This window comes from Leucobacter triazinivorans (genome assembly GCF_004208635.1).
GTDB classification, from domain to species: domain Bacteria; phylum Actinomycetota; class Actinomycetes; order Actinomycetales; family Microbacteriaceae; genus Leucobacter; species Leucobacter triazinivorans.
Map to the genome: position 1 here is coordinate 2006451 of NZ_CP035806.1, position 17883 is coordinate 2024333.

Annotated in this window: 15 protein-coding genes; 9 read left to right on the forward strand and 6 right to left on the reverse strand. The window is 70.2% G+C overall.

Features of this window, described 5'->3' with window-relative positions:
- Positions 1 to 6 precede the first annotated feature (6 nt).
- The 4 genes from EVS81_RS09155 to EVS81_RS09170 form a co-directional block, all read right to left on the reverse strand.
- The gene (locus EVS81_RS09155; RefSeq protein ID WP_130110118.1) at positions 7 to 1044 is read right to left on the reverse strand and encodes a cation diffusion facilitator family transporter; all 1038 of its coding nucleotides are present in this window, start codon (positions 1042 to 1044) and stop codon (positions 7 to 9) included.
- A 13-nt stretch (positions 1045 to 1057) separates the two neighbouring features.
- Entirely contained in the window at positions 1058 to 3373 is a 2316-nt protein-coding gene (locus EVS81_RS09160; RefSeq protein WP_130110119.1) for a heavy metal translocating P-type ATPase, read from the reverse strand.
- 56 nt (positions 3374 to 3429) lie between these two features.
- A complete protein-coding gene (locus EVS81_RS09165; protein ID WP_130110120.1) occupies positions 3430 to 3957 on the reverse strand; it encodes a hypothetical protein in 528 nt (175 codons plus the stop codon).
- A 70-nt stretch (positions 3958 to 4027) separates the two neighbouring features.
- Entirely contained in the window at positions 4028 to 4243 is a 216-nt protein-coding gene (locus EVS81_RS09170) for a heavy-metal-associated domain-containing protein (protein WP_130110121.1), read from the reverse strand.
- 201 nt (positions 4244 to 4444) lie between these two features.
- On the opposite strand from EVS81_RS09170, the gene EVS81_RS09175 reads away from it, so the two are divergent.
- Positions 4445 to 5686, forward strand: a complete 1242-nt coding sequence (locus EVS81_RS09175) for a glycosyltransferase (protein WP_130110122.1) — start codon at positions 4445 to 4447, stop codon at positions 5684 to 5686.
- A gap of 323 nt (positions 5687 to 6009) precedes the next feature.
- On the opposite strand, the gene EVS81_RS09185 is transcribed toward EVS81_RS09175, so the two are convergent.
- Positions 6010 to 6768 carry a GntR family transcriptional regulator gene (locus tag EVS81_RS09185; RefSeq protein ID WP_130110123.1) on the reverse strand — a complete coding sequence of 253 codons (759 nt, stop codon included), beginning with the start codon at positions 6766 to 6768 and terminating at the stop codon, positions 6010 to 6012.
- A gap of 208 nt (positions 6769 to 6976) precedes the next feature.
- Here EVS81_RS09185 and iolC point away from each other — a divergent pair, with 208 nt between their 5' ends.
- From iolC to EVS81_RS09225, 8 genes are all read left to right on the forward strand, one after another.
- Entirely contained in the window at positions 6977 to 7930 is a 954-nt protein-coding gene (gene iolC / locus EVS81_RS09190) for a 5-dehydro-2-deoxygluconokinase (RefSeq protein WP_130110124.1), read from the forward strand.
- A gap of 1 nt (position 7931) precedes the next feature.
- Positions 7932 to 8813 carry a class I fructose-bisphosphate aldolase gene (locus EVS81_RS09195; RefSeq protein WP_165384230.1) on the forward strand — a complete coding sequence of 294 codons (882 nt, stop codon included), beginning with the start codon at positions 7932 to 7934 and terminating at the stop codon, positions 8811 to 8813.
- 116 nt (positions 8814 to 8929) lie between these two features.
- Positions 8930 to 10441, forward strand: a complete 1512-nt coding sequence (locus EVS81_RS09200) for a CoA-acylating methylmalonate-semialdehyde dehydrogenase (protein ID WP_130110125.1) — start codon at positions 8930 to 8932, stop codon at positions 10439 to 10441.
- Positions 10442 to 10582: 141 nt separating this feature from the next.
- Complete coding sequence (gene iolB, locus EVS81_RS09205; protein WP_130110126.1) at positions 10583 to 11518, forward strand: 5-deoxy-glucuronate isomerase; 936 nt, start codon at positions 10583 to 10585, stop codon at positions 11516 to 11518.
- A gap of 124 nt (positions 11519 to 11642) precedes the next feature.
- The gene (gene iolD / locus EVS81_RS09210) at positions 11643 to 13598 is read left to right on the forward strand and encodes a 3D-(3,5/4)-trihydroxycyclohexane-1,2-dione acylhydrolase (decyclizing) (protein WP_130110127.1); all 1956 of its coding nucleotides are present in this window, start codon (positions 11643 to 11645) and stop codon (positions 13596 to 13598) included.
- Positions 13599 to 13864: 266 nt separating this feature from the next.
- Positions 13865 to 14788 carry a sugar phosphate isomerase/epimerase family protein gene (locus EVS81_RS09215; RefSeq protein ID WP_130110128.1) on the forward strand — a complete coding sequence of 308 codons (924 nt, stop codon included), beginning with the start codon at positions 13865 to 13867 and terminating at the stop codon, positions 14786 to 14788.
- 211 nt (positions 14789 to 14999) lie between these two features.
- Complete coding sequence (locus tag EVS81_RS09220) at positions 15000 to 16016, forward strand: Gfo/Idh/MocA family protein (protein ID WP_130110129.1); 1017 nt, start codon at positions 15000 to 15002, stop codon at positions 16014 to 16016.
- Positions 16017 to 16119: 103 nt separating this feature from the next.
- Complete coding sequence (locus EVS81_RS09225; RefSeq protein ID WP_130110130.1) at positions 16120 to 16992, forward strand: sugar phosphate isomerase/epimerase family protein; 873 nt, start codon at positions 16120 to 16122, stop codon at positions 16990 to 16992.
- 49 nt (positions 16993 to 17041) lie between these two features.
- Here EVS81_RS09225 and EVS81_RS09230 read toward each other — a convergent pair whose 3' ends face one another.
- Entirely contained in the window at positions 17042 to 17797 is a 756-nt protein-coding gene (locus tag EVS81_RS09230) for a sulfite exporter TauE/SafE family protein (RefSeq protein ID WP_130110131.1), read from the reverse strand.
- Between the last annotated feature and the right edge of the window lie 86 nt (positions 17798 to 17883).

A 17883-nucleotide genomic window follows, 5' to 3' on the forward strand; every position in this document is an offset into this window, starting at 1 on the left:
CGCGCCTCACGCCGCCGGGTGCGCGCCTCCCTCGCCGGTGGTGTGCCCCTCCGGCTCGATCTGCAGGGTGACGTGCTCCGTGTCGAAGTGCTCGTGCAGGCAGGCGCGCAGCTCGTCGAGGATCGCGTGGTAGTCGTGTTCGCTCCACACAGCGTCGGTCACAGTGACGTGCGCGGAGAACGCGGGAACGCCCGACGTGATGGTCCAGGCGTGCACATCGTGCACCTCGATGACACCGGGCACGGCGAGCATGTGGCGCTGCGCCGCATCGACGTCGACGTGCTTGGGCGAGGCCTCGAGCAGTACGTCGACCACGTCGCGCAGCAGACTGACGGCGCGGGGGAAGATGAGCAGGGCTATGAGGATCGAGGCGATCTGATCCACCGCGTTCCATCCGGTGAACAGGATGATGACTCCCGCGAGGATGACTGCGCCGGAGCCGAGCAGATCGCCGAGCACCTCGAGGTATGCGCCGCGCACGTTGAGGCTCTCCTTCTGGCCCGCCCGCAGGATGAGCAGCGAGACGAGGTTGGCCGCGGCGCCGATGACGGCCGCGATGAGCATGGGCCCCGAGTGCACCTCGACCTCGGTGCCGAACCGTGAGATCGCCTGCACGAGGATCACGACGGCGATGACCCCGAGCACGATGCCGTTGACCAGCGCGGCGAGCACCTCCACGCGCAGATAGCCGTACGTGCGCTTCGAGGTGGCGGGGAGCCCGGCGATGAGGCTCGCGATGAGCGCGATGGCCACCCCGGTCGCGTCGGTGAGCATGTGCCCGGCATCGGCGAGCAGCGACAGCGAGTTCGAGATGAGCGCGCCGATCACCTGCACCACGAACACGAGGAGGGTGATCGAGAGCACGAGGATCAGGCGCGTGCGGTGCTTGCCGGTCGCGGTGCCGGCCCCCTGCAGGCCGTGGTCGTGCGAGTGCCCGTGCCCGGCTGCCCGGGCGCCTGCGCCGGAACCGGCGCCCGGTCGCTCGGGGTGCCCCGCACTGAATTCGGCGTCGCAGGATTCGGCCGGCCCGGGCTCCTCGCTCATGCGGCCGACCATATCAATCCTTCCGCGCGTCCGGAGCGACCGAGCCGCTGAACCGCCTGAGTCGGAGGCTGTTGCCGACGACGAAGACGCTCGAGAACGCCATCGCCGCACCGGCGAGCATGGGGTTGAGCAGGCCGAGCGCCGCGAGCGGGATCGCCGAGACGTTGTAGGCGAAGGCCCAGAACAGGTTGCCCTTGATGGTGCCGAGCGTGCGGCGCGAGAGCCGGATCGCGTCGGCGGCGCTGCGGAGGTCGCCGCGCACCAGGGTGATGTCGGAGGCCTCGATGGCGGCGTCGGTGCCCGTGCCCATCGCGAGGCCCAGGTCGGCCTGCGCGAGCGCGGCGGCGTCGTTCACGCCGTCGCCGGCCATGGCGACCACCCGGCCCTCGCCCTGCAACTTCGAGATCACGTCGGCCTTGTCGCCGGGCAGCACCTCGGCGATGACCTGCTCGATGCCGACCTCGGCGGCGATCTGCCGGGCCACGGTGTCGTTGTCGCCGGTGAGCAGGATCGGGGTGAGTCCGAGCTCGCGGAACTGGCCGATCGCCTCGGCGCTCGTGGGCTTGACCCGGTCGGCGACCACGAGCACGCCGCGGATCCGCCCGTCCCACGCCACGAGCACCGCGGTGCGGCCGTGCCCCTCGGCCTCCGCCTGCGCGGCCGCGATCGCGGGGTCGAGCTCGATCGACCACTCCTCGAGCAGTGAGCGGCGGCCCACCAGCACGGCGTGCCCGTCGACGACTCCCGAGACGCCCTTGCCCTCCGTGTTGCGGAAGTCCTCCACGTCGGGCAGGTCGATGTCGAGCTCCTCCGAGGCGCCCTTCGCGATCGCCTGGGCGATCGGGTGCTCCGAGGCGTCCTCGAGCGCGCCGGCGAGACGCAGCAGATCGGAGCGCTCGGTGCCCTGTGCCGGGATCGCGTCGATCAGGGTCATCTTGCCCGTGGTGACGGTGCCGGTCTTGTCGAGCACGATCGTGTCGACGCGGCGGGTCGATTCGAGAATCTCGGGCCCCTTGATCAGGATCCCGAGCTGCGCGCCGCGGCCGGTGCCCACGAGCAGCGCGGTCGGCGTCGCGAGCCCGAGCGCGCAGGGGCAGGCGATGATGAGCACCGCCACCGCGGCGGTGAATGCGGAGGCGGCGGGGAAGCCCGCGCCGAGCCAGGCGCCCAGCGCCAGCACCGCGATGTCGATGGCGATCGGCACGAAGACGCCCGACACCCGGTCGGCGAGGCGCTGCACCTCGGCCTTGCCCGACTGCGCGTCCTCGACCAGCTTCGCCATCTGCGCGAGCTGGGTGTCGCCGCCCACGCGGGTGGCGCGCACGACGATGCGGCCGCTCGCGTTGACGGTCGCGCCCGTGACGGCGTCGCCGGGACCGGCCTCCACGGGCACGGACTCGCCCGTGAGCATGGAGGCGTCGATGGCCGCGAGACCCGAGACGATCACGCCGTCGGTGGCGATCTTCTCGCCCGGACGCACGATGAACTCGTCGCCCACCGAGAGCTGCTCGACGGGGATGCGCACCTCGGCGCCGTCGCGCATCACGGCCACGTCCTTGGCGCCCAGCTCGAGCAGGGCGCGCAGGGCGGCGCCGGCCTGACGCTTCGAGCGCTTCTCGAAGTAGCGCCCTGCGAGGATGAACATGGTCACGCCGGCGGCGACCTCGAGGTAGATGTTGCCCGCGCCGTCGGTGGGGCTCACGGACAGCTCGAACGGGTGGGTCATGCCGGTGACGCCCGCGGTGCCGAAGAACAGCGCGTAGAGCGACCAGAGGAAGGCCGCGCCGGTGCCCACGGATACGAGCGTGTCCATCGTCGCGGCGCCGTGCTTGAGGTTCATCCACGCCGCGCGGTGGAACGGCCACGCCGCCCACACGATGACGGGGGAGGCGAGCGCGAGCGATGCCCACTGCCAGTAGTCGAACTGCAGCGCCGGGATCATCGCCATGAGGATCACTGGCACCGACAGCACGATCGAGCCGATGAGGCGCTGGCGCAGCGCGACGAGCTCGTGGTCGGGGGCTTCTTCGTCGTCCCCGTCGGACCCGGATCCCGCACCCGGCTGCACGGGGGGCTTGGGCAGAGCCGCGGTGTACCCGGTCTTCTCGACCTCGGCGATGAGCAGGCCGGGATCGAAGTCGAGCGGCGCGCGCACCTTCGCCTTCTCGGTCGCGTAGTTGACCGTGGCCTCGACGCCGTCGATGCGGTTCAGCTTCTTCTCGATGCGCATCGCGCACGAGGCGCAGGTCATTCCGCCGATCTCGAGCTCGTAGCTGCGCTCTGCTGCGTCGCTGCCTGCGGGTTCGCTCACGGTCTGTGATGTCGACATGATCGGTGTCCTTCGCTGAAGCGGATGGGTGATGCTGAGGGCTCGGTGAGAGCGGCTCAGTGCGAGTCGTCGTGGTCGGCGCCTTCGGGGGCCTCGCCCTCGGCGGTCGTGAGTGCGAAGGCGGCGGTGTGCACCTCGTCGCCGACCTGGAAGTCGAAGGAGAGCAGGTAGCGGCCCGCCGTCGGCGCCTCGGTCGCGAAGTCGACGGTCGGTCCCGACATGTCGCCGGCCTCGGGCTCGTCGCCCTCCGGGTGCACGCGCAGGTAGGCGAGGTCGCCTTCGCGGAGGGCGACGAGATGGCCGAAGGCGCCCGGGTAGGGCTGCATCTCGGTCACGGGCTCGCCGTCGCGGGTCACCTCGAGCGAGAGGGTCGAGCTGCCGCCGACGACGAGGTCGCCGGTGAGCTCGACGTCGAAGCCGCCAGCCTGCGCGGTGCGCACGTCGTCGTGCCCGCCGGCCGCGGTCGCGGCGATGCGGGCTTCGACGGCAGAGGAGGGCACGACCGCTCCGGCGACGGCGAACGCGGCGCCGAACAGCACGACGAGGCCGAGGCCGTAGATGCCGAGGCGGGCAGGGGTGTTCATGGTGGGCGTTCTCTTTCTGCTGCGCTGCGGTCGGTCTGTGCCGGTGCGGAGACCCGGCGGGGAACGCGGGTCAGGCGCGGGCCGCCGCGTATCCCGCCTCGTCGACGGCGGCGAGCACGGCGGCATCGTCGACGGGGGCCTCAGCGGCGGTGCTCACCGAGAGGCGCCCGGTGCTCGCACTGACGGCGATCCCGATGACGCCGGGGATCTGCTCGACCTCGGCGCGGATCGCGACCTCGCAGTGCCCGCAGCTCATTCCGGTGACCTGGTATTCGGTGGTGGACATGTGCACTCCTTCCGGATCGGCGGACGGCTGGGTCCGCGAAGATGCTGGCACTCGGAAGTGTATACCCCAGGGGGGTATCTCGCAACGCTGAGTTCATCCTGATCGCGTGCGGAGGCAGCGGCGGGTCGCGACCTCGAGGCGCCGCGCGTCCGGGAAGTGCAGGATGCCGTCGAGCGGGCATACTCCCGATACGCTCGACGTATGCAATCCTCACCGCTGCGCGTCGGTTTCGTGATGCTGCACACCTCCCCGCTCGATGTGCCCGGCACGAAGGACGCCGGCGGGATGAACGTGGTGGTGCGTGCACAGGCGGACGCGCTGGCGCGCGCCGGCCACGACGTCACCATCTTCACCCGGCGGAGCGATCCCGCGCTGCCGCACCGTTCGGAGCTGCGCCCGGGCCTGACCGTGGTGCACCTCGACGCCGGACCCGCCCGCCTGCTCGCGAAGGGCGAGCACGAGGGGGTCATGGAGCAGTTCGGCGCCCTGCTCGATGCAGAGCTGCAGCGCAGCCCGGTCGACCTGCTGCACGCCGAGCACTGGTTCTCGGGTATCGCCGCGCTGCCCGCGGCGAAGAGCGCGGCGATCCCGCTCGTGCAGAGCTACCACTCCATCGCGGCGCCGCCGGAATCGCCGCTCGGCGAGGGTGAGCGCCCGGAGTCCCCCGGGCGGCTGGCGGGCGAGCGCAGGCTCGCGCACGAGGTCGACCTCGTGATCGCCGTGAGCGAGGCCGAGCGGCGCACCGTTATGGAGCGGCTGGACGGAGTCGACGATCGAGTGCGGGTGGTGCCCCTCGGCGTCGATACCGAGCTCTTCCACCCCTGCGCCACCCAGGAGTGCGCCGAGGATCGCGATTGGCTGAGCAGCGGTGGGCGTCCGGAGGTCATCGTCGTGGGCCGGCTGCACCCGCTGAAGGGCTTCGACCTGGTCATCGACGCGGTGGCGGCGATCGACCCGGATCGCCGACCCATGCTGCGTGTCGTGGGCGCACCGCCGCCCGACGGCGACGACTACGTGCGCGCGCTGCACGAGGCCGTGGCCCAGCACGGCATGCTCTGCACTACCGCGTTCGACGGCGCGCTGCGTCGGCGCGACCTCGCCGAGCGCATCCGCCGCGCAGGGATCATGCTCGTGCCGTCGCACTCTGAGACCTTCGGTCTCGTCGCGCTTGAGGCGGCCGCGTCTGGGGTGCCGGTGATCGCGCGTGATGCCGGAGGTCTGCGCGAGGCGGTGATCGACGGTGAGACGGGCATCCTCATCCCGGTCGAGCCCGGTGCCGGCGACGATCCGCGGGTGTGGGCCGAGACCATCGAGCGGCTGCTCGATGACGCCGAGCTGCGCGAGCGGATGGGTGCCACCGCGCGGGAGCACGCGCTGCGCCGCAGCTGGGACGCATCGGCCGAGCGGCTGCTCGAGGTCTATCGGGAACTGCTCGCGCGGTAGATCCCGCGCGTCGGCAATAGACCCGCGCGTCGGCAATGGACCCGGACCGTCGGCGCTGGACCCGGCCCGTCGGCGCTGGACCCGGCCCGTCCGCGCGAGCTCGCGCGCCAGTTGTTGTCACCAAACCTCGCGCGAGGGAGCAACTCCTGACGCGCCAACGAAGGTGCGGGTGCGGGTGCCGGACCTTCGACAAGTTCAGGGGTGGGTGCGGTGCGCGGGGCGTTGCGCCGATCAGATCGCGCCCGCCCTCCTCGCCGCGCCCGCCCTCCTCGCCGCGCCCGCCCTCCTCGCCGCGCCCGCCCTCCTCGGCGCGCTCGGCGCTCTCAGCGGGAGACGAGCGTGGTCTCGAAGGAGTAGAGGTCGGGCCGGTAGCAGTGGTGGCCCGCCTCGATGACGCGCCCGCCGTGGTCGAACGCCACGCGATCCATCGTGAGTAGCGGGCTGCCCTTGGCGATCTCGAGCAGCTCGTGCTCTTCGCCGTGGGTGCGTCGCGCGCCGATCACCTGGTTGGCGATCTTGATGGTGATCCCTCGTGCGCGCAGGATCTCGTAGAGGCCCTGCCGCTCGAGCTGCTCGATCGTGAGGTCTGAGAATTCCGGCGGAAGCAGGTTCTCCAAGATCGCCATCGGGGTGCCGTCGGCGCTGCGCAACCGTCGCAGCCGGGTGACCTCGGCGCCGGGGGCCACGTGCAGTCGCTGCGCGGTCTCCTCATCGGCGGGGATGCGCTCGAGCGAGAGCACGCGCGTCGACGGCGTATGCCCCACGCGCGTGAGATCCTCGTGGAGACTCGTGAGCTCGACCGGCCGGCTCACGCGCGCCTGCACCACCTGCGTGCCGATGCCGCGTCGCCGCACGAGCAGGCCCTTGTTGACGAGCTCCTGGATCGCCCGCCGCACCGTCGGGCGGGAGAGCCCGAGGCGCTCGCCGATGGATATCTCGTTCTCGAGGCGGGCGCCCGCCGGGATCACACCCTCGCGGATCGCGCGCTCGAGGCGGCTGGAGATCTGGAAGTACAGGGGTACCGGGCCGGAGCGATCGAGGTCGGTGAAGAGCTCGTCCGGCCACACGGGGGCAGTGCTCATGGTCCCTCCCTGGAACATCGAGCGGCGTTGATCGGCGGACCCGGCCACGCTTTGTGATGACAACCTTACCTCCTGCGGGCTTCGCGCGTGACGGGTCGACGGCGCGGCGCCGCGAAATCCGCGTGCGGGGCGCACACTTCGTGCTATTGTTAGGACAAATGCGCCGGCGCACTCCGCGCTGCGCGTCACCTCGGAAGGCGGGTAGCGAATGTCGGAACAACGGCGTCCTGATGACGTGCTGGTGATGGGCCGGCTGGGAGTCGATGTCTACCCGCTCCAGCAGGGCCCTCTCGAAGACGTCGAGAGCTTCGGCAAGTACCTCGGCGGCAGCGCAGCCAACGTCTCGGTGGCCGCCGCGAAGTACGGGCACTCGGCCGCGCTCGTGTCCCGCGTCGGCGACGATCCCTTCGGCCGCTACCTGCTGCGCGAGCTCAGCCGTCTCGGCGTCGATCCGCGCGAGGTGCGAGTCGATCCGGAGTACCCGACCCCCGTCACCTTCTGCGAGATCTTCCCGCCCGACGACTTCCCGCTCTACTTCTACCGCAAGCCGAAGGCGCCCGACCTGCAGATCGGGAGCGCCGACCTCGACCTCGATGCCGTGCGCGACGCCCGCATCTTCTGGTTCACGCTCACCGGTCTCAGCGAGGAGCCGAGCCGAGCCGCGCACCATGCGGCGCTCGAGGCCCGCGGTCGCCGGCAGCACACGGTCTTCGACCTCGACTACCGCCCGATGTTCTGGGCGGATCCCGCAGAGGCCACGGCCCAGGTGGCGCGTGCGATCGAGAACACGACCGTCGCCGTCGGCAACAAGGAGGAGTGCGAGGTCGCCGTGGGCGAGACCGAGCCCGATCGCGCGGCCGACGCGCTGCTCGAGCGCGGCGTCGAGCTGGCCATCGTGAAGCAGGGCCCCAAGGGTGTGCTGGCCAAGACCCGCGAGGAGCGGGTCGAGGTGCCGCCGCACCTCGTCGATGTCGTCAACGGCCTGGGCTCGGGCGACGCCTTCGGCGGGGCGCTCTGCCACGGCCTGCTCGAGGGCTGGGGCCTCGAGCGCGTCCTCCGCTTCGCCAACGTCGCCGGCGCGATCGTGGCCACTCGACTCGAGTGCTCCACGGCCATGCCCGACGCCACCGAGGTCGAAGCCGTACTGACGAAGGGAGCCTGAGATGGCGTTGGACTTCGAGCGTCTGCGCGAGCTGCGTGCCGCCGATCCCGCGGGCATCGGCCGCGCGCTCGCGGAGCGCAAGCGCCGCGAGGTGATCCGCGGCGACGGGCGCCTCTTCATCGTGGCGGCCGACCATCCGGCGCGCGGCGCCGTCGCGGTCGGCGCGGATCCCACCGCGATGGCCGACCGCTACGAGCTGCTCGAACGCATGGCGCTCGCCGTCTCCCGTCCGGGAGTGGACGGCGTGCTGGGCACCCCCGATATCATCGACGACCTCGCCGCGCTCGGTCTGCTCGATGACAAGATCGTGGTGGGCTCCATGAACCGCGGCGGGCTGCGCGGCGCCTCCTTCGAGATGGACGACCGGTACACCGCCTATGACGTCGAGGCGATGGTACGGCAGGGGATCGACTTCGCGAAGACCCTCATCCGCGTCGACCTGAACGACGCGGGCACCGCCGCCACGCTCGAGGCCACCGCCCGGGCCGTGAACGCCGCGGCCGCGGCCGGCCTGCCCATCATGCTCGAGCCCTTCATGAGCAACCGGGTCGACGGCAGGGTCGTCAACGACCTCTCGGCCGACGCCGTGATCCTCTCGACCGCCATCGCCTCCGGCCTCGGCAACTCGAGCGCCTACACCTGGATGAAGCTGCCGGTCGTGCCGGAGATGGAGCGCGTGATGGCGGCGACCACCATGCCGACCCTGCTGCTCGGCGGCGACAACGGCGGCGATCCCGACGAGACCTTCGCGTCCTGGGCCGAGGCGCTCGCGCTGCCCGGCGTGCGCGGTCTCACCGTGGGGCGCACCCTGCTCTATCCCCACGACGGCGACGTCGCCGCAGCCGTCGACACCGCCGCCCGCCTCGTGCACACTGACCTGTAGGGATTCCGCAATCCGCCGTCATCCTGCGCAAGCGTGCGTGTCGCAGGATCTCACCCCACTCGACCTGGATCCTGCGATCCGCTTCGCGGCCGCAGGATGACGAAGAAGGAGCAATCATGACCACCGAAACCCCCGTGATCCCGCACTGGATCGACGGCGCCCGCCGCGAGTCGGCGAGCGGCCGCACCGCGCCCGTCTACAACCCCGCGACCGGCGAGGTGCGGGCGCACGTCGCGCTGGCCGATGAGGCCGAGATCGCCGAGGCCATCGCGTCGGCGCACCGCGGCTTCGAGCTGTGGAGCGAGTTCTCCATGGCGAAGCGCCAGACCATCATCTTCACGTTCCGCGAGCTGCTGAACGCCCGCAAGGGCGAGCTGGCCGCGATCATCACCGCCGAGCACGGCAAGGTACTCTCCGACGCGATGGGCGAGATCCTGCGCGGCCAGGAAGTCGTGGAGCTCGCGACCGGCTTCCCGCACCTCATTAAGGGCGCCTTCTCCGAGAACGCCTCGACCGGCATCGACGTGTACTCGATCAAGCAGCCCATCGGCGTCGCCGGCATCATCTCGCCCTTCAACTTCCCCGCGATGGTGCCGATGTGGTTCTTCCCCATCGCCATCGCGGCGGGCAACGCGGTCATCGTGAAGCCGAGCGAGAAGGATCCCTCGGCGTCGCTGTGGCTCGCCGAGCTGTGGAAGGAGGCAGGCCTTCCCGACGGCGTGTTCACCGTGCTCAACGGCGACAAGCTCGCGGTCGACGGCCTGCTCACCTCGCCCGACGTGGCCTCGATCTCGTTCGTCGGCTCGACGCCCATCGCGCAGTACATCTACGAGACCGCCGCGAAGCACGGCAAGCGCGTGCAGGCGCTCGGCGGCGCGAAGAACCATATGCTGGTGCTGCCCGACGCCGACCTCGACCTCGTGGCCGACCAGGCGATCAACGCCGGATACGGCGCCGCGGGCGAGCGCTGCATGGCGATCTCGGTGGTGCTGGCCGTGGAGCCGGTGGCCGACGAGCTGATCGAGAAGATCACGGAGCGCATCGCGAAGCTCAACATCGGCAACGGCGCCTCGACGCCCGAGCCCGACATGGGGCCGCTCATCACCGATGTGCATCGCGACAAGGTCACGGGCTACATCGACATCGCCGAGCAGGACGGCGCGACGATCGTCGTCGACGGCCGCGACTTCGCGGTCGACGGTCACGAGGGCGGCTTCTTCGTCGGCCCCACGCTCATCGACAACGTCCCCACCACCTCGCGCGCCTACACCGAGGAGATCTTCGGCCCGGTGCTCGAGATCGTGCGCGTCAAGACCTTCGAGGAGGGCGTGAGCCTGATCAATTCGGGCGCCTTCGGCAACGGCACCGCGATCTTCACGAACGACGGCGGTGCGGCTCGCCGCTTCCAGCACGAGATCCAGGTCGGCATGATCGGCATCAACGTGCCGATCCCCGTGCCTGTGGCCTACCACTCCTTCGGGGGCTGGAAGGCGTCGCTCTTCGGCGACGCGAAGGCCTACGGCGTGCACGGCTTCGACTTCTTCACTCGCGAGAAGGCGATCACCAGCCGCTGGCTCGATCCCGCCGCGCACGGCGGCATCAACCTCGGCTTCCCGCAGAACGACTAGCACTACCCGTCACCAGGTGATGGGAAGAGTTCCCGTCATCCTGCGCGAGGAACGAGTCGCAGGATCTCACCGCGAGATCCTGGATACTGCGACTCGTTGCGCTCCGCTCGACCGACGACACTCCTGAGAGGGGAGACGAACATGACGCAGCAGGCCGAACGCTGGTTCCACCGCCGCGGCGAACTCGCCGAGGGCGGCTGGGAGACCGTGGTCGACGAGCGCATCCCGGGCTGGGAGCACACCGGCATTCGAGTGGGCAGACTCGAACCGGGCGCCTCGCTCGAGCTCGACGGCACCGGCGTCGAACGATTGATCGTCCCCCTCTCCGGCTCCTTCGCAGTGACGCACACCGAGAACGCGGCCGGTGGCGAGAGCGCCGAGACTGTCACCGAGCTGGCGGGCCGCGCCTCCGTCTTCGACGGCCGCACCGACATGCTCTACCTCTCGTCGGCGGCGACCGGCACGGTCACCGCCCGCTCCGAGGGCGAGAGCCGCTTCCTGGTCGCGACCTCGCCCACCGATACGGTCCGCCCCACCCGCTACCTGCCGGTGGACGAGATCCCCGTCGAGCTGCGCGGCGCAGGCGCCTCGAGCCGCCAGGTGCACAACTTCGGCCGCAAGGAGGTGCTCGACGCCGCACGCTTCATCGTGGTGGAGGTGATCACGCCGGCCGAGAACTGGTCGTCGTACCCGCCGCACAAGCACGACGAGCACATCCCCGGCCACGAGTCGCAGCTCGAGGAGATCTACTACTTCGAGCTGGCCCCGACGAAGGAGGCACCCGCGGGCGTCGATCCCGAACGCGCCTTCGGCATGTTCAGCTCGTACTCCTCGCCGGCCGGGCACCTCGAGATCGACTCGCAGGTGAAGACCGGAGACGTCGCGCTCGTGCCCTACGGCTACCACGGGCCCGCGGTCGCGGCTCCGGGCTACGACATGTACTACCTCAACGTGATGGCCGGACCCGATCCCGATCGCAGCTGGCTCATCAGCGATGACCCGGCCCACGGCTGGGTGCGCGACACCTGGGAGGGGCAGCAGCTCGATCCCCGGCTCCCCTTCGAACCGGATCGCTAGACCCGTCGTTCTGCGCGAGCGAAGAGAGATCCTGCGACTCGCGAGCTCGCGCAGGATGACGAGAGAACCGAGACCCTGCGACTTCGCGCAGGATGACGAGAGACCACCCCGCAAGGAGACACCGATGACCACCCGCCGCATGACCGTCAGCCAGGCGCTCGTCGAGTTCCTGGCGAACCAGTGGACCGTCGACCGCGCCGCCGACGGCAGCGAGATCCGCGAGCGCACCATTCCGGGCATGTTCGGCATCTTCGGCCACGGCAACGTCGCCGGTGTGGGTCAGGCGCTGAAGCAGTGCAACGCCCTGAACCCCGATCTGATGCCCTACTACCAGGCCCGCAACGAGCAGGCCATGGTGCACCAGGCCGTCGGCTACGCCCGCATGCATCGGCGCCGCGGCACGTACGCCTCCGCGGCGTCGGTGGGCCCCGGCGCCACGAACCTGCTCACGGGCGCGGCGCTGGCCACCACCAACCGTCTGCCGGCTCTGCTGCTGCCGAGCGACACCTTCGCCACGCGCGTCGCCGATCCGGTGCTGCAGCAGCTGGAGCAGCCGCACGACATCGGCCTCACCGTCAACGACGCGTTCCGCCCGGTCTCGAAGTTCTTCGACCGGGTGCAGCGCCCGGAGCAGCTGTTCTCGATCGCGCTCGCCGCGATGCGCGTGCTCACCGACCCCGCCGAGACGGGAGCGGTCACCATCGCGCTGCCGGAGGACGTGCAGGCGGAGGCCATGGACGTGCCGCTCGAGTTCCTGCAGCCCCGCGAGTGGCGCATCCGCCGGCCCCTGCCCGAGCGCGACGTGCTCGCCCTCGCGATCGAGGCGATCCGCGCGGCGAAGCGCCCGTTCATCGTGGCCGGTGGCGGGGTGCTGTACTCCGATGCCGAGCAGCAGCTGCGCGAGTTCGTCGAGGCGACGGGCATCCCGGTCGGCTCCTCGCAGGCCGGCGGCGGTGTGCTCGATTGGGACCACCCGCAGTACCTGGGCGGCGTCGGCGCGACCGGCACGCTCGCGGCCAACCGGCTCGCCGCCGAGGCCGACCTCATCATCGGCATCGGCACCCGGTACAGCGACTTCACCACGGCCTCGCGCACGGCGTTCCAGAACCCGGACGCGCGGTTCGTGAACATCAACGTGGCGTCGTTCGACGCCTACAAGCACGGCACGCAGATTCCCGTGATCGCCGACGCCCGCGAGACGCTCCTCGAGCTGATCGGTGCCGTTGACGGCAGTGCCCACGGAAACGGGGCGGCCGGGGATCTGCGTGTCGACCCCTCCTATGCCGAGCGCATCGCGCGCGAGAAGGCGGAGTGGGACGCCGCCGTGGACGAGGCCTTCGCCCCCTCCGGCCTCGCGCTGCCGGGCCAGCCCGAGATCATCGGGGCGGTGCAGCGGGCGTCGGCACCCGAGGACGTCATCGTGCAGGCTGCGGGATCGCTGCCCGGCGACCTCCACAAGCTGTGGCGCGTGCGCGACCCGCTCGGCTACCACGTCGAGTACGCGTACTCGTGCATGGGCTACGAGATCGCCGGCGGGCTCGGCGCGAAGCGCGGACTGCTGGCCGCGGGCGACGACCGCGACGTGATCGTGATGGTGGGCGACGGCTCGTACCTGATGCTCAACACCGAGCTCGTCACGGCGGTCGCCGAGGGCATCAAGCTCATCGTGATCCTCATTCAGAACCACGGCTACGCCTCGATCGGCCACCTCTCCGAGACCGTCGGATCGGAGCGCTTCGGCACCTGGTACCGCTCCTACGACTCGGAGGCGAAGAACTTCCAGGGCGACGAGATCCTGCCCGTCGACCTCGCGATGAACGCGCGCAGCTACGGAATGGACGTCATCGAGGTGGATCCCGGGGCCTCCGCGATCACGGATCTGCAGGCCGCGATCGCGCAGGCGAAGGCGTCGGATCGCGCCACCTTCATCCACATCAACAGCGACCCGCTGATCTACGCGCCCGACGGCGCGGGCTGGTGGGACGTCCCCGTGCCGCAGGTGTCGACGCTCGAGTCGACGCAGCGCGCCCGCGCGGAGTACGAGCGGCAGGTCGCCGCGCAGAAGCCGCTGCTGGGGTAGTCGCTGCCGGCCTGGCTGCTGTGCCGGGTGAGCTGTTGCTGGCCCAGCTGTTGCTGGTCTGGTTCTTGTCGACCGGCTGCTGCCGCCGTTCGTGTGGGATCTGCAGAAGATATGGCCGATCCCGGGCAGAATCGCATGTCTTCTGCAGATCCCATATCTTCTGCCGGCCCTCAGCTGCGGCGAATTTGGCTTATTGTCCTATCAAAGTCAGGTTTCGAGGGTAGACTGTTGCGGTACCGAGACGTCACGAGAAAGCGCGTGAGCAGATGAGCAACGAAGCAGTCGACAACCCGGGCCTGCGCATCGGCACGGCCCCCGATTCGTGGGGCGTCTGGTTCGCCGACGACCCGAAGCAGGTGCCCTGGGAGCGCTTCCTCGACGAGGTGGTGGCCTCCGGGTACGAGTGGATCGAGCTCGGCCCGTACGGCTACCTGCCGACCGATCCGCATCAGCTCGAGGACGAGCTCGGCACGCGCGGGCTGAAGCTCTCGGCCGGCACCGTCTTCACGGGCTTCCACAAGGGCGAGGAGCAGTGGCAGCGGGCGTGGGATCAGGCGCTCGCCGTCGCCGGCCTCGCCTCGCAGCTGGGGGCGCAGCATCTCGTCGTGATCCCGGACCTGTGGCGCAGCGACGCGACGAGCGAGGTGCTCGAGCCGCGCACGCTCTCGGATGAGCAGTGGCGGAAGCTCGGCGCGGGCCACGACCGCCTGGGCAAGGCGCTGCTCGAGGAGTTCGGCATGCGGCAGCAGTTCCACTCCCACGCCGACAGCCACATCGGCACCACCCGTGAGGTGCTGCGCTTCCTCGACGAGACCGACCCGCGCTACACCAACCTCTGCCTCGACACCGGCCACTTCGCCTACTACGGCGGCGACAACGTGAAGCTCATCGAGGAGCGCCCCGAGCGCATCGGCTACCTGCACCTCAAGCAGGTCGATCCCACGCTGCTCTTCGACGTGCTGAAGAACGACGTGCCGTTCGCCGAGGCGGTCGCCGAGGGCATCATGATCGAGCCGCCGCACGGCATTCCGGATCTCGCCCCGATCATCGAGGCCGTCGCCAGGATCGATCCCGACATCTTCGCGATCGTCGAGCAGGACATGTACGGCTGCGACGTCGACCGGCCGTTCCCCATCGCCCGGCGCACCCGCGAGCACATCTTCGGCTGCACGCACCTGGCGCGGACGTAGCGCCCCGCCCGCGCGAACGCCCCGTCCGTGTCCCGCGCGAACGCCCCACCCGTCATCCTGCGGAAGCAGCCCACCCCCGTCATCCTGAGGAAGCAGCCCACCCCCGTCATCCTGCGCGAGCGAAGCGAGTCGCAGGATCCAGGCCCACACGACGAGATCTTGCGACGCACTCCGTTTGCGCAGGACGACAAAAGAAGTTGAGGACACACCAATGACCGAAGACCTCCGCATCGCCGTGGTCGGCGCCGGCATGATGGGCGCCGACCACGTGGGGCGCATCACCCACCGCATCGCGGGCGCCCGCGTCTCCGCGATCGTCGAACCCGACGGCGGCCGCGCCGGGGCGGCCGCGCAGTACGCGCCGGGATCCGCCGCGTTCGCGAACATCGAGGACGCGATCGCCGCCGACGCGATGGACGCCGTGCTCATCGCCACGCCGGGGCAGTTCCACGCCCCCGTGCTGAAGCCCGCGCTCGACGCGCGGCTGCCGATCCTGTGCGAGAAGCCGCTCACCCAGGACTCGGCCTCCTCGCTCGAGATCCTCGAGCTCGAGCAGCAGATGGGCCGGCCGCACATCCAGGTGGGCTTCATGCGCCGCTTCGACGCCGAGTACCAGGCGCTGCGCAAGCTCGTCGTCTCGGGCGAGAGCGGCGAACTGCTCATGGTGCGCGCCCTGCACCGCAACCCGTCGGTGCCCGAGAGCTACACGAACGACATGCTCATCACCGACTCGGTGGTGCACGAGTTCGACGTGGTGCCGTGGCTCGCGGGATCCCGCGTCGTGAGCGTCGAGGTGAAGCACCCGCGCCGCAACTCCCTCGCCCCCGAGCGGCTGAGCGAGCCGATCCTCGTGATCATGGAGCTCGAGAACGGCGTGCTCGTCGACGTCGAGATGAACGTGAGCGTGCAGTTCGGCTACCAGGTCGCCACTGAGGCGGTGTTCGAGCGGGGCATCGCCCGCATCGGCCAGCCCTCGGGCCTGCAGCGCTGGGACGCGGGGTACTTCCGCGTGAAGGATCACGAGAGCTTCGTGACGCGCTTCGCCGCCGCCTACGACGCACAGATTCAGCGGTGGGTCGACGCGGTGCGTCGCGGCGACCTCATCGACGGCCCCAACGCGTGGGACGGCTACCTCGTCGCCCTCTCCTGCGAGGCCGGCGTCAAGGCGCTGCACGGCGGCGGCATCGTGCCCGTCGAGGCGCCCGAGCGCCCCGCCTTCTACGCCTGACCGCACCCGGCGGATCCGCCCGTCATTCTGCGCGCAGTGCGCAGAATCCAGCACCGAGATCCTGCGACTTCACGCAGGATGACAGCACAGCAAAGGAGCCCCCATGGTCCGTATCGCCCTCGATCCCACGCCCTACAACGACTCGGTGCACCTGCTCGACTTCCCCGACCTGGTCGCGCGGCTCGGCTACGAGTACCTGCAGCTCACCCCGAGCCCCGATTTCGGGCGGCACTTCCACCACCCGAAGGTCGACAGCGGCATGATCGCGAAGCTGAAGAAGCGCGCGCGCGACGCCGGGGTGACCTTCACCTCCGTGCTGCCGGTGCAGCGCTTCGGCGGTCCGGAGGAGCACCAGCTGCAGGCCGCGATCCGCAACACGACCCGGTACATCGAGATCGCGGCCGAGCTCGAGGCGCCGATCGTGAACACCGAGTTCTCGGGCCGGCCCGAGCGCGAGGAGGAGTCGGAGAACTGCTTCTACCGCGCGATGGACGCGCTGATCCCGGTGCTCGAGCGCGAGGGCGTCACGCTCAACTTCGACCCGCACCCCGACGACTTCGTCGAGGACGGGCTCGAGGCGTGGCGCATCATCCGGGGCCTCAACACCGATCGTGTCGGCTTCGTCTACGTGGGATCGCACACCTTCCACATGGGCGACCGCGCGACCACGCTGCTGCCCGAGATCGGCGACCGCCTGGGAGCGGTGTACACGGCCGACACCTTCGACCACAATCGGTCGAACGGGCTGCGATACATCACCAACCCGCCCGGCAACGCCGTGCGCGTGCATCAGCACCTGGCGATCGGCGACGGCGACGTGGACTGGGCCGAGCTCTTCGGCGTGCTGAAGCAGACGGGCTACCTCGACCGCGAGGACGCGCTCATCGTCTCGAACGTCTTCGCCGAGGACGAGCGCGCCGACGAGATCTCGCGGTTCCAGCTCGCGAAGATCAGGGAGCTGATCGCCGCGGCCTGATCCCGCCGCGATCCGGCCGCCGCCGCGACGGCGAACCCGACGCGCCGCCTCAGCCCACCAGCAGGTAGACCGCGCCGAGGACCGTGCAGGCCACGACGGCCCACTCGAAGGTGCGCTGCTCGATGCGCAGGGCGATCCAGCGCCCCACGAAGGCCCCTGCGAATACGCCGGGCACGAGCACCAGGTCGAGCAGCAGCGTGCTCGGGGTGATGAGCCCGAGGCCCACCGAGACGGGCACCTTCGCGAGGTTGATCACCGCGAAGAACCACGCCGCGGTGCCGAGGAACGCCTTCACGGGGAAGCGGGCGGCGATGAAGTACATCGACATCACTGGGCCGCCGGCGTTCGCCACCATGGTGGTGAAACCGCCGAGCGAGCCGTAGCCGATGCGGGCCGCGCGGCCCGATCCCGGACCCCCGGCCGAGACGGTGCGCCGCCGCTGCCACAGCGTGAACGCGATGATCAGCAGCAGGATCACGCCGATGACTCGCCGCACCCACCCGTCGTCGGCGAAGGCGAGGAAGAGGGCGCCGGCCACGACGCCGGCGACCACGGCGGGGATGAGCCTGACGAGCGTCGCCCAGTCGGCGTGCCGCCGATAGCTGAGCAGGGCGAAGACGTCGCCGACGATGAGCAGCAGCAGGAGCGCTCCGGTGGAGGCCTTTGCGGGCAGGATCGCGGCGAACACGGCGATGGAGAGCGTGTTGATGCCGGGCAGCGCGGTCTTCGAGACGCCGACGAGCACCGCCGCGAGGGCCAGCAGCGCCCAAGCGACGGGGGCGAGATCCGGGATCAGCGACGTCACGGGCCCACCCTACCCGAAGAGCGAGTTTGTTGTTATGTAACGACATTGTTACCCTGGGTGGAACGCTCCATTGCAATCGGAGCGTC

Bases quoted from the DNA above. Each gene is read 5' to 3' on its own strand.
- EVS81_RS09155 (WP_130110118.1), bottom strand. From the start codon at position 1,044: ATGAGCGAGGAGCCCGGGCCGGCCGAATCCTGCGACGCCGAATTCAGT.
- EVS81_RS09160 (WP_130110119.1), bottom strand. From the start codon at position 3,373: ATGTCGACATCACAGACCGTGAGCGAACCCGCAGGCAGCGACGCAGCA.
- EVS81_RS09165 (WP_130110120.1), bottom strand. From the start codon at position 3,957: ATGAACACCCCTGCCCGCCTCGGCATCTACGGCCTCGGCCTCGTCGTG.
- EVS81_RS09170 (WP_130110121.1), bottom strand. From the start codon at position 4,243: ATGTCCACCACCGAATACCAGGTCACCGGAATGAGCTGCGGGCACTGC.
- EVS81_RS09175 (WP_130110122.1), top strand. From the start codon at position 4,445: ATGCAATCCTCACCGCTGCGCGTCGGTTTCGTGATGCTGCACACCTCC.
- EVS81_RS09185 (WP_130110123.1), bottom strand. From the start codon at position 6,768: ATGAGCACTGCCCCCGTGTGGCCGGACGAGCTCTTCACCGACCTCGAT.
- iolC (WP_130110124.1), top strand. From the start codon at position 6,977: ATGTCGGAACAACGGCGTCCTGATGACGTGCTGGTGATGGGCCGGCTG.
- EVS81_RS09195 (WP_165384230.1), top strand. From the start codon at position 7,932: ATGGCGTTGGACTTCGAGCGTCTGCGCGAGCTGCGTGCCGCCGATCCC.
- EVS81_RS09200 (WP_130110125.1), top strand. From the start codon at position 8,930: ATGACCACCGAAACCCCCGTGATCCCGCACTGGATCGACGGCGCCCGC.
- iolB (WP_130110126.1), top strand. From the start codon at position 10,583: ATGACGCAGCAGGCCGAACGCTGGTTCCACCGCCGCGGCGAACTCGCC.
- iolD (WP_130110127.1), top strand. From the start codon at position 11,643: ATGACCACCCGCCGCATGACCGTCAGCCAGGCGCTCGTCGAGTTCCTG.
- EVS81_RS09215 (WP_130110128.1), top strand. From the start codon at position 13,865: ATGAGCAACGAAGCAGTCGACAACCCGGGCCTGCGCATCGGCACGGCC.
- EVS81_RS09220 (WP_130110129.1), top strand. From the start codon at position 15,000: ATGACCGAAGACCTCCGCATCGCCGTGGTCGGCGCCGGCATGATGGGC.
- EVS81_RS09225 (WP_130110130.1), top strand. From the start codon at position 16,120: ATGGTCCGTATCGCCCTCGATCCCACGCCCTACAACGACTCGGTGCAC.